General features: G+C 60.7%; 14 protein-coding genes. 6 read left to right on the forward strand and 8 right to left on the reverse strand.

The genetic code is table 11. The annotated features are described in order from the left end of the window. The first annotated feature begins 132 nt into the window (after nucleotides 1-132). On the forward strand, nucleotides 133-1,362 hold the full coding sequence (gene serA, locus AB4O11_RS06880; RefSeq protein ID WP_008085296.1) for a phosphoglycerate dehydrogenase: 1,230 nt from the start codon (nucleotides 133-135) through the stop codon (nucleotides 1,360-1,362). Between the two features lie 62 nt (nucleotides 1,363-1,424). Here serA and AB4O11_RS06885 read toward each other — a convergent pair whose 3' ends face one another. Further along, nucleotides 1,425-1,850: a DUF4399 domain-containing protein gene (locus AB4O11_RS06885; protein ID WP_093429790.1), complete on the reverse strand. Its 426-nt coding sequence runs from the start codon at nucleotides 1,848-1,850 to the stop codon at nucleotides 1,425-1,427. 135 nt (nucleotides 1,851-1,985) lie between these two features. Between AB4O11_RS06885 and AB4O11_RS06890 the strand changes: the two genes are divergently transcribed. After that, the gene (locus AB4O11_RS06890; RefSeq protein ID WP_093429789.1) at nucleotides 1,986-2,549 is read left to right on the forward strand and encodes a transporter substrate-binding domain-containing protein; all 564 of its coding nucleotides are present in this window, start codon (nucleotides 1,986-1,988) and stop codon (nucleotides 2,547-2,549) included. Nucleotides 2,550-2,803: 254 nt separating this feature from the next. Here the strand turns inward: AB4O11_RS06890 and AB4O11_RS06895 are convergent, their stop codons facing one another. Together AB4O11_RS06895 and AB4O11_RS06900 are read right to left on the reverse strand one after the other, a co-directional pair. Beyond that, on the reverse strand, nucleotides 2,804-3,289 hold the full coding sequence (locus AB4O11_RS06895) for a 2-thiouracil desulfurase family protein (RefSeq protein ID WP_460130374.1): 486 nt from the start codon (nucleotides 3,287-3,289) through the stop codon (nucleotides 2,804-2,806). Nucleotide 3,290: 1 nt separating this feature from the next. Next, nucleotides 3,291-3,923: a 2OG-Fe(II) oxygenase gene (locus tag AB4O11_RS06900; RefSeq protein WP_093429787.1), complete on the reverse strand. Its 633-nt coding sequence runs from the start codon at nucleotides 3,921-3,923 to the stop codon at nucleotides 3,291-3,293. 108 nt (nucleotides 3,924-4,031) lie between these two features. On the opposite strand from AB4O11_RS06900, the gene AB4O11_RS06905 reads away from it, so the two are divergent. After that, nucleotides 4,032-4,763: a DUF2059 domain-containing protein gene (locus AB4O11_RS06905; RefSeq protein WP_460130375.1), complete on the forward strand. Its 732-nt coding sequence runs from the start codon at nucleotides 4,032-4,034 to the stop codon at nucleotides 4,761-4,763. 131 nt (nucleotides 4,764-4,894) lie between these two features. Here the strand turns inward: AB4O11_RS06905 and bipL are convergent, their stop codons facing one another. Beyond that, a complete protein-coding gene (gene bipL, locus AB4O11_RS06910) occupies nucleotides 4,895-5,842 on the reverse strand; it encodes a phospholipase BipL (RefSeq protein ID WP_093429785.1) in 948 nt (315 codons plus the stop codon). A 99-nt stretch (nucleotides 5,843-5,941) separates the two neighbouring features. Between bipL and AB4O11_RS06915 the strand changes: the two genes are divergently transcribed. Both AB4O11_RS06915 and AB4O11_RS06920 read left to right on the forward strand, forming a co-directional pair. Further along, complete coding sequence (locus tag AB4O11_RS06915) at nucleotides 5,942-6,520, forward strand: DUF6436 domain-containing protein (protein ID WP_460130376.1); 579 nt, start codon at nucleotides 5,942-5,944, stop codon at nucleotides 6,518-6,520. Between the two features lie 102 nt (nucleotides 6,521-6,622). Further along, a complete protein-coding gene (locus AB4O11_RS06920) occupies nucleotides 6,623-9,034 on the forward strand; it encodes a penicillin acylase family protein (RefSeq protein WP_460130377.1) in 2,412 nt (803 codons plus the stop codon). A 202-nt stretch (nucleotides 9,035-9,236) separates the two neighbouring features. On the opposite strand, the gene AB4O11_RS06925 is transcribed toward AB4O11_RS06920, so the two are convergent. Then, nucleotides 9,237-10,202 (reverse strand): GlxA family transcriptional regulator, encoded by a 966-nt coding sequence (locus AB4O11_RS06925; protein ID WP_460130378.1) that lies wholly within the window; start codon nucleotides 10,200-10,202, stop codon nucleotides 9,237-9,239. Between the two features lie 152 nt (nucleotides 10,203-10,354). On the opposite strand from AB4O11_RS06925, the gene AB4O11_RS06930 reads away from it, so the two are divergent. Then, nucleotides 10,355-10,993 carry an HD domain-containing protein gene (locus AB4O11_RS06930; RefSeq protein WP_093429781.1) on the forward strand — a complete coding sequence of 213 codons (639 nt, stop codon included), beginning with the start codon at nucleotides 10,355-10,357 and terminating at the stop codon, nucleotides 10,991-10,993. A 150-nt stretch (nucleotides 10,994-11,143) separates the two neighbouring features. Here the strand turns inward: AB4O11_RS06930 and AB4O11_RS06935 are convergent, their stop codons facing one another. The 3 genes from AB4O11_RS06935 to AB4O11_RS06945 are packed head-to-tail and all read right to left on the reverse strand — an operon-like array spanning nucleotide 11,144 to nucleotide 14,090. Next, nucleotides 11,144-12,034, reverse strand: a complete 891-nt coding sequence (locus AB4O11_RS06935) for an ABC transporter permease subunit (RefSeq protein WP_093429780.1) — start codon at nucleotides 12,032-12,034, stop codon at nucleotides 11,144-11,146. Continuing rightward, entirely contained in the window at nucleotides 12,031-12,912 is an 882-nt protein-coding gene (locus AB4O11_RS06940; RefSeq protein WP_257358657.1) for an ABC transporter permease subunit, read from the reverse strand. The genes AB4O11_RS06935 and AB4O11_RS06940 overlap by 4 nt, the downstream gene beginning before the upstream one ends. Nucleotides 12,913-12,947: 35 nt before the next feature. Further along, on the reverse strand, nucleotides 12,948-14,090 hold the full coding sequence (locus AB4O11_RS06945) for an ABC transporter ATP-binding protein (RefSeq protein ID WP_034151965.1): 1,143 nt from the start codon (nucleotides 14,088-14,090) through the stop codon (nucleotides 12,948-12,950). Between the last annotated feature and the right edge of the window lie 10 nt (nucleotides 14,091-14,100).

Raw genomic sequence — 14,100 nt, forward strand, 5'->3', positions numbered from 1 at the left:
GCTATGCTAGCATACCGACCCCGCAGGCCAGTGCCCAAGGCCAGTTCTGCGGTAACGGCTTTCCTGCCGTTTGGGTCAGCTCCAGGCTGCTCCCCTCCCTGCCATTTTTCTCCGGGATACAGGTTTACGCAGATGAGCAAGACTTCTCTCGATAAGAGCAAGATCAAGTTCCTTCTTCTCGAAGGCGTCCACCAATCGGCTGTCGACGTCCTCAAGGCGGCGGGCTACACCAGCATCGAATACCTGACAGGTTCCTTGCCGGAAGCCCAGCTCAAGGAAAAGATCGCTGACGCTCACTTCATCGGCATTCGTTCGCGCACCCAACTGACCGAAGAGATCTTCGATCATGCGAAGAAGCTGGTCGCGGTCGGCTGTTTCTGCATCGGCACCAACCAGGTTGACCTGAGTGCTGCCCGCGAGCGCGGTATCGCCGTGTTCAACGCGCCGTACTCCAACACTCGCTCCGTCGCCGAGCTGGTGCTGGCCGAAGCGATCCTGCTGCTGCGCGGCATCCCTGAGAAAAACGCTTCCTGCCACCGTGGCGGCTGGATCAAATCCGCAGCCAACTCCTTCGAGATCCGTGGCAAGAAACTCGGCATCGTCGGCTACGGCTCGATCGGTACGCAGTTGTCGGTTCTGGCTGAAGGTCTGGGCATGCAGGTGTACTTCTATGACACCGTGACCAAGCTGCCACTGGGCAACGCGACCCAGATCGGTAGCCTGACCGAGCTGCTGGGCATGTCCGACATCGTCACCCTGCACGTTCCGGAAACCGCTGCGACCCAGTGGATGATCGGCGAGAAGGAAATCCGCGCCATCAAGAAGGGCGGCATCCTGATCAACGCCGCGCGCGGCACCGTGGTCGAACTGGACGCCCTGGCGGACGCGATCAAGGACAAGCACCTGATCGGCGCGGCCATCGACGTATTCCCGGTGGAGCCTCGTTCCAACGACGAAGAGTTCGAAAGCCCGCTGCGTGGCCTCGACAACGTGATCCTGACCCCGCACATCGGTGGCTCGACCGCCGAAGCACAAGCCAACATCGGTCTGGAAGTGGCAGAGAAACTGGTCAAGTACAGCGACAACGGTACCTCCGTTTCGTCGGTGAACTTCCCGGAAGTGGCCCTGCCGGCTCACCCCGGCAAGCACCGCCTGCTGCACATCCACGAGAACATCCCGGGTGTGATGAGCGAGATCAACAAGGTCTTCGCCGAAAACGGCATCAACATCTCCGGTCAGTTCCTGCAGACCAACGAGAAGGTTGGCTACGTGGTGATCGACGTCGACGCCGAGTACTCGGATCTGGCGCAAGAGAAGCTGCAGCACATCAACGGCACTATCCGTAGCCGCGTGTTGTTCTGATCAAGCGTTGAGCGACAAAAAAAGGGAGCCTTCGGGCTCCCTTTTTCATTCACGCCGAAACGTTATTCGACGTTGACGGTGATTTTCTTCGAGACGATGGGTGGATCGAACGGCATGTGGCCGCTGTCGCCCAGTTCAAGCTGCAGAGTGTGCTTGCCCGGCGCCAACTTGACGTCGGCCTGAGTCTGCGCTTTACCGAAGTGCATGTGGTTGGCGTCATTCGGAATCGGTGCGCCAGCGGCCGGCAGCTTGTCGACGTCGATCAGCAGGTGATGGTGACCGGTGTTCTTGGTGACGTCACCGGCCGGTGCCAGCGCGACGTCCTTGGTACCGAATTTGACGGTGAAGGTCTGCGAAACCGTGGCCCCGTCTTCGGGAGAAACGATGAACACTTCGGCACCTTTGGGGGCCGGTGTCGCCGCACTGGCCAGCACCGAAACACCCATCAGCACACCCGCCAGCGCTGCACGTGACATAAAGCTTTTCATTTTCTTCTCCAGTTTTTCCGTAAAATCCGCAGGGTCATGACAACTTCATGACCATTCGTTGTCGAAGGCACTCGACAACCATAGCAAAGCGAGCCTCACTCAGAGCGTCGCGATAATGATTTCAAAGGAGTGACCATGCGCTTTCTGCCTGGCCTGATCTGCCTGCTACCCCTTCTGAGCCCTTTGGCTCACGCCGAACTGATTGATGACGTCAATGACCGTGGCGAGCTGCGCATTGCCCTTGAGGCTAATACACCGCCCTTCAATTTCAAGGATGGCGACACACTCACGGGGTTCGAGGTCGAGCTTGGGCAACTGCTGGCCAACGAGCTGGATGTGCGCGCCGACTTCATCGTCACTGACGAAGCCGACCTGCTCCAGGGCGTTGAAAGCGGCAAGTACGACGTTGCGCTCAACCACATAGCACTGACACCCGAACTCAAGGATCGTTTCGACTTCAGCGAGCCGTACGGCAAGGTCGATTCGCAGCTGCTGGCGAAGAAGGATGAGCAGCCACGGCCGATGGTGCTGGTGCAGGCGCTTACGGAAGAGAAGCCGAAAGCGGCAGCGCCGGTGGATTTGGCGATTCCGTTCCAGAAGGGTAATCCGGCGTTTCAGGCCAGCCTTGCGAGCGCGATGGAGCGGATCAAGGCGGATGGACGTTTGGCAGCGCTGACTGAGAAGTGGTTGAAACCTTAAAGCCCCTCACCCTGGCCCTCTCCCAGAAAGAGAGGGGACTGATTGGGGGATGCTTTAGAGGTACGCCGACCTGGGATTGCTATACCGAATCCGAAATCGACTGGTCATGGCTTTGTCGAAGCCATAATCGATCAGTCATGGCTGTGTCGAATCCATAGTCGATAAGGTCTTTCAGGTCGATGAATAACGCCAGACACTTCGGTCGGCCCCCTCTCCCTCGGGGAGAGGGCTGGGGTGAGGGCAACGATTTAGGATCAATCCAAAGCAGCCAGAGCCACCGCCGCTAGCGGCAGTTCAACTTCACTGAAGACCTGCACACCATGACGCTTGAGCAATGCTGCCGTCACGCCTTCGCCATTGACCTTCACGCCACTGAACGTCCCGTCGTAAGTCAGCAAATTCCCGCAAGAAGGACTATTGGCCTTGAGCACCGCCACCCGAATGCCATGCTTCTGAACTAACGCCAGCGCCTGCCACGCGCCATCCAGAAACTGCGCACTGACATCCTCGCCTTCGGTGGTCATGACCGAGGCAATGCCATCCAGCACTTCACCACCCTGCCCGCCCGGAATCTCCGCCGCCGCCCGTGGCGTCGGCAATCCGCCAGCGACCTCCGGACACAGCGGCACCACCCGCCCTTCAGCGATCCACTGTTCGAGCAGATCGAACGGCCCGCTCGCGCCACCGTCGTAACGCACGCGATGGCCCAACAGGCAGCGGCTGACCAGAATCTTTTCCATCTCAGAACGGCTCGTTGCCACGGCGGCGGAACCAGCCGGTCAGCGACAGGCGCTCGCGGTTCGCCGGCAGCACTTCATGAGGCACTTCACCGGAAAGGAACACCACCAAGCAACCGCCGGTAGGCTGCACGTCGTGCACGCGCTCATCGCTCAGGTACATTCGCAATTGACCGCCATCCTCCGGCAACCAGGCATCATTGAGGTAGACCACCACTGACACCATGCGTTTGTCATCGTCGCGAAAACGGTCGACATGCCTGCGATAGAACGCGCCCGGCGGATACAGCGCGAAATGGCATTCAAAATCCTCAAGCCCGAGAAACAGGCCACGGTTAAGCGCCTCACGCAGGCTTTCCATCAAGTTCAGATAACGGTCGCTGGCCTCGGCCTGGCCGGGGTCGATCCACTGAATGTGGTCGCCCCGAATCCCTTCGCGGATCTCTGAAAACGGCCCGCGACCGACAGCCGCCGGCGCCAGCTCACCCTCGGCCTCACGTTTACGGCACTCGGCCGCCAGCTCGCGGGTCAAACCGGCGGGCAGGAATATGTTCTGCTGCGACCAGCCGTGTTCCGCCAGGTCGTCGACGATGCGTAACAGCAGTGGGTGTTCAGAGGATATTTGCATGGCGCGCATAGTATGTCGGCGGCAAGAAATCCGACAGAGCCACGCGGCGGCTTGCTACGAATTCTCGACAAGTACCGGCACCGCACGGAGAATAGTCCGCTGCTGACAGGAGTCCCTATGCGCCGTTTGCTTTTTTCACTGTTGATGTTCTGCGTTTTGCCCGCTTGGGCGGACGGCCACGATCAGTTGTACAAGGTCGCCGGCTGGCCAGATCAACGTGCGCATTTCAATGACGCCCTGACCGCCGCGCAGCAGCGCTACCAGAACAGCCTGCCGCCCGCCGTGTTTCAGGCACTGGTGAACAACAGCAACCAGCGCTTCGCCCCGCAAGCTGTGGATCAACGCGCCGAGGCGCAACTGCGGCAGACGCTCGCTGATCCAAAACCGGCCCTGACTTTCTTTCAATCACCGCTGGGCAAGAAAATTGTCGCGGCTGAATTGCTCGCCACCCGTCGCGATCAACTGGCGAAAAATGCCAAGGGCTTGCCGAAGATGCAGGCCAGCGACAGCCGTCTGCTGATCATTGGCCACCTCGCTCAGGCCTTGCCGGCGCGTGAGGCCGGCGCAGAAGTGAGCCTGGCGATTGCCGGCGTGGCGGCGGACAGTTTGAGTTCGATGATCCCGGGATTGCTCGGTGGCGGTCAGGCGCAGGGCATGCTCAATGGTCAGCGCCAGCGTTTGATGGATCAGATTGGCGCGGACATCAACAACACGCTGCTCTACGTGTATCGCGACTTGTCGGATGAAGAGCTGGAAGAGTTTGCGACATTTGCCGAATCGACTGAGGGCAAGGCTTATTACCAGGCGGCACTGGCGGCGATCCGCGCAGGGTTGGCGGTCGGGCAATGATCCTTGTTGCCTGACAAACCGCCTTCGCGAGCAAGCACACTCCCACATTGGATCTTCAGCGGACACAAAATTTGTGAGCATCCCGCCCCCCTGTGGGAGCGAGCCTGCTCGCGAAGGGGCCCTAACAGGCGCTAGAGATTCCGGCCCCTGATGCGCTTGCTCAGAAACTCGAAATACTCTTCCCGCATCTCCGCCGTTTCATTCGCCAGATGATGCCGCGCCTCGGCCAGCAACAGGATCTGCGGCCGGTCGAACTTCCACTTCATCACCTGCAAATTGTGCTGCCAGTCCACCGTCATGTCCGCCTGTCCCTGAATGATCAGCGGCCGTCGCGGACTTTTTTTCGCGTGCTCGACGCGGATGATCCAGCGTGACAGCGCGCCCACCCATTTGGTCGGCAAGCGCCGTGGCTGCAACGGATCGGCCTGGAGAAACGGCAGGAAATCCGGGTCATTGGAATTCTCGCTAAAGCGTCGCGTGACACCCCGAACGAAAGGCCGGAGCAGGTAATAACTAAATTGCGACCAGCCCCATGCCCTTGGACGCACCAGCGGCGCCAGCAAAATCACCTGGCCTTGCGCCGGGCTGTTTTCGCCATGGTTGAGCAGGTGATCAACCACAATCGCCCCGCCGGTGCTTTGCCCGCACAAGTGCCACGGCTGCGGCAACGCGATCGACTGCGCCTCGGCGAACAACGCTTGCAGGACGTCCTGGTATTCAGAGAAATCGCGGATGCTCGCACGCGGCCCGCTCGACAGACCATGCCCCGGCAAATCACACGCGATTACCGCAAAGTCTTGATCCAGCGCCCACTCGATCACATGCCGATACAGCCCGGTGTGATCGTAGTAACCGTGCAGCAGAAACAGCGTCGCCTTGACCTTCTCCGGCCACCAGCAATGGCTGACCACTTCATAGCCATCGACCTCGAAACGGCCCATGCCACGCCAGACATCGCGATGGGGAAAGTCGGTCTGGTAGAAGCGCTGGTAAGCCTTGGCCTCGTCCGACAACGGCTGCCACTCGGCCAAAGGCTTGAGGCTGGCGCGGATTTGATCGGGGTCGAAAGTGGCAGGCATGCGGGAATTCCAAAGCGGTAAACAGACTTTATCGGCCTGCGATATTCATCTGTCGGAGCAAGCATGGCAAGCTAGCCCACCTCTTCTGGAACGAAAACCATGCGTTCGCCCTACCGCTCCGCACTGTTTGCCAGCCTGCTCGCGCTGATTTGCGCCGGGGTACTGTGGGCGGCGTACGACTGGTTTCAGGGGCGTTATCTGCGCGCGTTCAGCGAACACACGGCGGTATTTTCCGGTGATCCGCTGCGCCTGCCGGACAACCTCGCCGGTCCCGGCAAGATTCGCCTGGTACATTTCTGGGACCCGGCCTGCCCGTGCAACGTCGGCAATCAACAGCACCTGACCGAGATGGTCGAGCGGTTTGGCGGCAAAGGCGTGGAGTTCTTCGCCGTGCAGAAAACCGGCAGCCACGGTCAGTTGCCCACGACCCTCAGCAGTCTGAAAACCATCACGATATTGCCCGGCTCCGAACAGGTTCCGGCCAGCCCGGCCGTGGCGATCTGGGACCGCAGCGGTAAGCTGGCGTACTTCGGCCCCTACAGCGAAGGCCTGACCTGCAATTCCAGCAACAGCTTTATCGAACCGATTTTGAATGCCCTGACGGAGGATCGCCCGGTCAATGCCACGCACACCCTGGCGGTCGGTTGTTATTGCCCGTGGCCGGTGGAAACGCCGTAAGGCATTCCGGACTTTTCAAGGACAGCGCTGCACGGCACAGAAGGTCTGTGCTAATTGTTTGCAGCCCGACGGGCGGCAATCCCGCTTGCACAAGGAGTCACCATGAAGCGCGTGTTCACCGTACTTGGCTTGCTCATCGTTGTTCTGCTTGCCGGCGTCGGCTGGTATGTCTACAGCAAACAACCCACACGCCAGGGCCAGGTTGAACTGCGCAACCTGCAAGGTTCGGTGACCGTGCGCTACGACGAGCGCGGCGTGCCACACCTGCGCGCCGAGAACGAAACCGACCTCTACCGCGCCCTCGGCTACGTGCATGCCCAGGATCGCCTGTTCCAGATGGAAGCCATGCGCCGCCTCGCTCGCGGCGAACTGGCCGAAGTGCTCGGGCCGAAACTGCTCGACACCGACAAACTGTTCCGCAGCCTGCGCATCCGCGAACGCGCGGCCAGTTACGTCGCCAGTCTCGATAAACAGTCACCGGCGTGGAAGGGCCTGCAAGCCTATCTGGATGGCATTAACCAATATCAGGACACCCACGCCGCACCGATCGAGTTTGACGTGCTGGGCATCCCCAAGCGGCCGTTCACCGCGGAAGACAGCATCAGCGTCGCCGGCTACATGGCCTACAGCTTTGCGGCGGCGTTTCGCACCGAGCCGTTGCTGACCTATGTGCGCGATCAACTCGGCGCTGATTACCTCAAGGTCTTCGATCTCGACTGGCAACCCAATGGTGTGCTGGCCAACGGTCACGCCAAACCTGCGCCGGTCCTCGCCGCCGGCGACTGGAAAGACCTCAACGCCCTTGCCCGCCTCAGCGAACAAGCGCTGATCGACCATGGCCTGCCGCAGTTCGAAGGCAGCAACGCCTGGGTCATCGCCGGCAGCCGCAGCCAGAGTGGCAAACCTCTGCTGGCGGGTGATCCGCACATTCGCTTCTCGGTGCCGTCGGTGTGGTACGAGGCGCAATTGTCGGCGCCGGGCTTCGAGCTGTACGGCCATCATCAGGCGCTGGTGCCGTTCGCGTTTCTGGGACACAACCTGGATTTCGGCTGGAGCCTGACCATGTTCCAGAACGACGATCTGGATCTGATCGCCGAGAAGGTCAACCCGGACAACCCGAATCAGGTCTGGTATCGCGGCCAGTGGACCGACATGGTCGTCACGCAGCAGCAGATCAATGTGAAAGGCCAGACGCCGGTCAACCTCACCTTGCGCCAATCGCCCCACGGCCCGATCGTCAACGATGCGCTGGGGACTGCTGCCGGGAAAACGCCGATTGCCATGTGGTGGGCCTTCCTCGAAACGCCGAACCCGATCCTCGAAGGCTTCTACCAGCTCAACCGCGCCGACACGCTGGCCAAGGCCCGCGCCGCAGCAGCGAAAGTGCAGGCGCCGGGGCTGAACCTCGTCTACGCCAACGCCAAAGGCGATATCGCCTGGTGGGCTTCAGCGTTGCTGCCCAAGCGCCCCGCTGGGGTGAGGCCGGAATTCATTCTCGACGGCAGCAGCAATCAGGCGGACAAGGACGGCTTCTACCCGTTCAGCGCCAACCCGCAGGAAGAGAACCCGGCACGCGGTTATATCGTCTCGGCCAACTTCCAACCGCTGTCGCCGACCGGCATGGAGATTCCCGGTTACTACAACCTTGCCGATCGCGGGCAGCAACTCAATCGTCAGCTCAGCGACAAGAGCGTGAAGTGGACCAATGAGGCCAACCAGAAACTGCAACTGGGCACTGCGACCGGTTATGGCCCACGTTTGCTCGCGCCGTTGCTGCCGGTGCTGCGTGAGGTAGTGAGCGATCCGGCACAGCTGAAACTGGTCGAGCAACTGGCGCAATGGCCGGGCGACTATCCGCTGGACTCGGTCAGTGCGACGCTGTTCAACCAGTTCCTCTACGACTTGGCCGATGCGGCAATGCGGGATGAGTTGGGCAATGACTTCTTCGACACCTTGCTGTCGACGCGGGTGATCGATGCGGCGTTGCCGAAGCTGGCGGCGAACGCCGATTCACCGTGGTGGGATAACCGCAACACGGCGAACAAGGAGACCCGTGCCGATGTCGTGCGCGCGGCGTGGGCGGCGAGCATGCAGCACCTGAAGCTGACCCTCGGCGACAATTCGGCCGAGTGGAAATGGGGCGCGGCGCACACGCTGACCCACGGCCATCCGTTGGGGCAACAGAAACCGCTGGAGCGGATTTTCAATGTCGGGCCGTTTGCCGCGCCGGGCAGTCATGAGGTGCCGAACAACCTCTCGGCGAGGATCGGCCCGGCGCCGTGGCCGGTGACTTATGGGCCGTCGACGCGGCGGTTGGTGGATTTCGCTGACCCGGCGCACGGCTTGACGATCAACCCGGTCGGTCAGAGTGGTGTGCCGTTTGACAGTCACTATGACGATCAGGCTGAGGCGTATGTTGACGGGATGTATGTGCAGGCGCATTTCAATGCCGAAGAGGTGACAGCGAATACGCGCAGTACCTTGAAGTTGTTGCCGGCGCGGGCAGCGCCTTAAAAGCCCCTCACCCTAACCCTCTCCCGGGGGGAGAGGGGACTGACCGAGGTGTCTTTTGTCATACATCGACCTGAAAGAACGGTGTCGATTATGGATTCACAACCGCTCACTCAGGTCGGCGTATCTCCTCAACATCCCCCAATCGGCGCCCTCTCCCTATGGGCGGTCCGACGTTTCGGGAGGGCTGGGGTGAGGGTAAGGCTCAAACCATCACCGCAAAATTCAGCCGAAACTGCTGCGGCGTAACCCCCAACCGCCGGTTGAACACCCCGCGCATATGCTGCGCATCGCGAAACCCGCACTGATAGGCCACCGTCTTCAACGGCGCCGCCGTGCTTTCCAGCATCACCCGCGCCGCATCCACCCGCGCCCGCTCGACGAACTCCGCCGGGGTGACTTTGGCTTCCCGGGCAAACACCCGCGAGAAATTGCGCGCACTCATGTTCGCCGCATTGGCCAGATCGGCAATCGTCAGATCGCCCGTGAGATTGGCCAGCACATACAACTGCACCATCGCCACCGCCGAGGTCGGCTCCGCGTGCGGTGTGAGGAATGGGCTGAACTGTGACTGCCCACCGGAACGCTGGGTGAACACCACCAGCCGCTTGGCCACGCTCAACGCCACTTCGGCACCGTGATCACGGGCCAGCAGGTACAGCGACAGGTCAATCCCCGCCGTGACCCCGGCCGAGGTGTAGAGCGTGCCGTCCTCGACATACAAGCGATCGGCCTCAACCTGCGTTGTCGGACACAACTGCGCCAACGCCTCGGCATCGTTCCAGTGGGTGGTGACGGTGCGCGCCTCCAGCAATCCGGCCCGCGCCAGCATAAACGCGCCGTTGCAGATTGAGCCGAAACGCTGCGCCCGTGCGCAGGCCCCGCGCAGCCAACCGTCGAACGTCGCGCCGAAATCCATGAAGGGCAGTTGCGGCCCACCGGCGACCAGCAGCAGATCGTAGGCGTCGAGGGCTTCGCTGAAGTGGCGATGGGCATTCAGGGTCAAACCGTTGGAACAGGCCATCGGCCCGTGCTCGACGCCGATTACTTCGAGCCGATAGTGATCCTCGGGCGCCAGGAAGCGATTAGCCTCGGCGAACACATCCATCGGGCCGCTGACGTCCAGCGACTGCACGCCGGGGAACACGACGATGGCGACGGTTTTGCTCATGGCGGCAAAGCTCCTTTGGGTCTGACCCGAGTTGGCACGATTTGCAGGTGGATTGGCAAGGATCGCAGCCATGCATCGATTGTCCGCTTCCAGCGCCGGGAACAGACTTTCCCCATCAGCGCCACAACGGCGTTTCAGTGAGGAAACTTGCCATGACCACAACCATCGCCGGCATCAAAATCCCTGACAGCGCCCTCGCCCGGGCCACCACCGAATACATCCGCGACATCGAATCCGACCTGCTCTACCACCACTCGCGCCGGGTCTTTCTGTTCGGCGCGTTGAGCGGCGAGCGCCAGCAACTGGCTTACAACCCGGAGCTGCTGTACGTCGGCGCAATGTTCCATGACCTCGGTCTGGTCGAAGGTCACCGCAGTGATGATGAGCGCTTCGAAGTGGACGGTGCCAACGCAGCGGCGGCGTTTCTCAAACCGTACGGGTTGAGCGATGACGACATCGAGCAGGTCTGGCTGTCGATTGCCCTGCACACCACGCCGGGCGTGCCCAAGCATCTGCGCCCGACCGTAGCGCTGGTCACCGCTGGTGTGGAAATGGACGTGCTGGGGATGGATTACGCGGCGTTCAGCACCGTGCAGCGTGAAGCGGTGGTGCATGCGCACCCGCGTGGGGAAGGCTTCAAGGAATGCATCATCTGCGCGTTCGCCGATGGTCTGCGGCATCGTCCGCAGACGACGTTTGGCAATGTGAAGACTGATGTCCTGAAGGATCAGCAGCCGGGGTTCAAGCCGATGAACTTTGTTGAAGTCATCCGCCAATCTCCATGGATTTGAATATCACCAAAAACAACTGTGGGAGCGAGCTTGCTCGCGAATGCGGTGGGTCAGCCAACATTTCAGTCGCCTGACACGCCCTCTTCGCGAGCAAGCTCGCTCCCACAGGGACTGGGGTTGATCACAGATTTGTGATCAACCCCATTTGGCTTACGCCGCTTCCGGCGCCGGGGCGCGACGCACGTCCGGCTGCTTCCACGAATCGGCTGCGCTTTCTTCGATGGCTTGCTGGATGGCTTTCTTGCGCGCTTCTTCGGCACGGCGGCTGAAGAACCAGACCATGAAGGTCACGATCGACACCGCCAGCAGAATCAGACTGGCAACGGCATTGATCTCGGGTTTCACACCCAGACGTACCGCCGAGAACACCTCCATCGGCAGGGTCGTCGACCCCGGACCAGAGACGAAGCTCGCCAGCACCAGGTCATCCAGCGACAGCGCGAACGACATCATGCCGCCCGCCGCCAGCGACGGCGCGATCATCGGGATGGTGATCAGGAAGAACACCTTCCACGGCCGTGCACCGAGGTCCATGGCCGCTTCTTCGATCGACAGGTCCAGCTCACGCAGACGCGCCGACACCACCACCGCCACATACGCCGCACAGAATGTGGTGTGGGCGATCCAGATGGTGACGATGCCACGTTCCTGCGGCCAGCCGATCATCTGCGCCATGGCCACGAACAGCAGCAACAGCGACAGACCGGTGATCACTTCCGGCATCACCAACGGCGCTGTGACCAGACCGCCGAACAGCGTGCGGCCCTTGAAGCGGGTGATACGGGTCAGCACGAACGCTGCCAGCGTACCCAGCGCCACCGCAGCGACCGCGGTGTAGCAGGCGATTTCCAGCGAGCGCAGCACCGAGCCCATCAGTTGCGTGTTGTCGAGCAGGCCGACGTACCACTTGATCGACCAGCCGCCCCACACCGTCACCAGTTTCGAGGCGTTGAACGAGTAGATCACCAGGATCAGCATCGGCAGGTAGATGAACAGCAAACCCAGAACCAGCATCAGGCTGGAGAAACGGAAGCGCTTCATTCTTTACCCTCCATTTCCTTGGCCTGACTGCGGTTGAACAGAATGATCGGCACAATCAGGATCGCCAGCATCACCACCGCCAGCGCGGACGCTACCGGCCAGTCACGGTTGTTGAAGAACTCTTGCCACAGCACCTTGCCGATCATCAGGGTTTCCGGACCGCCAAGCAGTTCCGGGATCACGAACTCACCGACCACCGGGATGAACACCAGCATGCAGCCGGCAATGATGCCGTTCTTGGACAGCGGAATAGTGATCTTCCAGAAGCTGTTGAAAGTACTCGAGCCGAGGTCCGATGCCGCTTCGAGCAGACTGTTGTCGTGCTTCACCAGGTTGGCGTACAGCGGCAGGATCATGAACGGCAGGTACGAATAAACAACACCGATGTACACCGCGAGGTTGGTGTTGAGGATTTGCAGCGGCTCGTCGATGAACCCCATGCTCATCAGAAAACCGTTGAGCAAACCGTTGTTGCTGAGGATGCCCATCCACGCGTAAACGCGGATCAGGATCGCGGTCCAGGTCGGCATCATGATCAGCAATACCAACACCGTTTGCATTTCTTTACGGGCGGTGGCGATGGCGTAGGCCATCGGGTAGCCGATCAGCAGGCAGAGGACGGTGCTGATGAACGCCATCTTCAACGAGCCGAGGTAAGCGGCGATGTACAACTCGTCGCCCGCCAGCATCGCGTAGTTGCCCAGGTTCAGCAGCAGTTGCAGCTTCTGCTCGGCGTACGTGTAGATCTCGGTGTACGGCGGAATGGCCACGTCGGCTTCGGCGAAACTGATCTTCAGGACGATGAAGAACGGCAGCATGAAGAACAGAAACAGCCAGATGAACGGAACCCCGATGACCAGTTGCCGGCCATTGGGGATTATTCGGTTGATGCGACGTTTGAATTTGCGCATGTTCATGAGCGAAGTACCACGCCGCTGTCGTCTTCCCACCACACGTAGACCTGATCACCCCAGGTCGGACGCGCGCCGCGACGTTCAGCGTTGGCCACAAACGACTGCACCAGTTTGCCGCTCGGCAATTCAACGTAGAACACCGAGTGCCCGCCGAGGTAGGCGATGTCGTGCACCTTGCCGCTCGACCAGTTGTATTCGCAGGTCGGTTGATCGGCGGTGACCAGCAGCTTCTCCGGACGGATCGCGTAGGTGACGGACTTGTCCTGCACCGAGGTGCTGATGCCGTGGCCGACGTAGATCTGCCGATCGAGATCCTTACAGGTGATGGTCGCGTGGCCTTCGGCGTCGTCGATCACTTCACCTTCGAAGATGTTGACGTTACCGATAAATTCGCAGACCAGACGGCTGGTCGGGGTTTCGTAGATGTCGATCGGGCTGCCGATCTGGGCGATCCAGCCCAGGTGCATGATCGCGATGCGCTCGGCCATGGTCATGGCCTCTTCCTGGTCGTGGGTCACCATCACGCAGGTCACGCCGACGCGCTCGATGATTTCCACCAGTTCCAGCTGCATCTGCGAACGCAGTTTCTTGTCCAATGCGCCCATCGGCTCATCGAGCAACAGCAACTTCGGTCGCTTGGCCAGCGAACGTGCCAGCGCCACACGCTGACGCTGACCGCCCGACAACTGATGCGGCTTGCGCTTGGCGTACTGGCTCATCTGCACCAGCTTGAGCATCTCGGCCACACGGGCATCGACCTCGGCCTTGGGAATCTTGTCCTGCTGCAGGCCGAAGGCGATGTTCTGCGCCACGGTCATGTGCGGGAACAAGGCGTACGACTGGAACATCATGTTGATCGGACGTTCGTACGGCGGCATGTCGGTGATGTCGACGCCGTCGAGGAAAATCCGCCCCTCCGTGGGCCGTTCGAACCCTGCCAGCATCCGCAGCAGAGTGGATTTGCCCGATCCCGAACCGCCGAGCAAGGCGAAGATCTCGCCCTTCTTGATTTCCAGGGACACATCGTCCACGGCAATCGTCTCGTCGAACTTCTTCGTGACCCGGTCGATTTTGACCAACACCTGTTTCGGTGTCTGGTCGCCCTCGAGGGCTTTCTTATAGGCGCCGGAGGCAACTGCCATTTACGAAACT

The sequence above is a fragment of the Pseudomonas sp. H1_D05 genome (genome assembly GCF_054682705.1).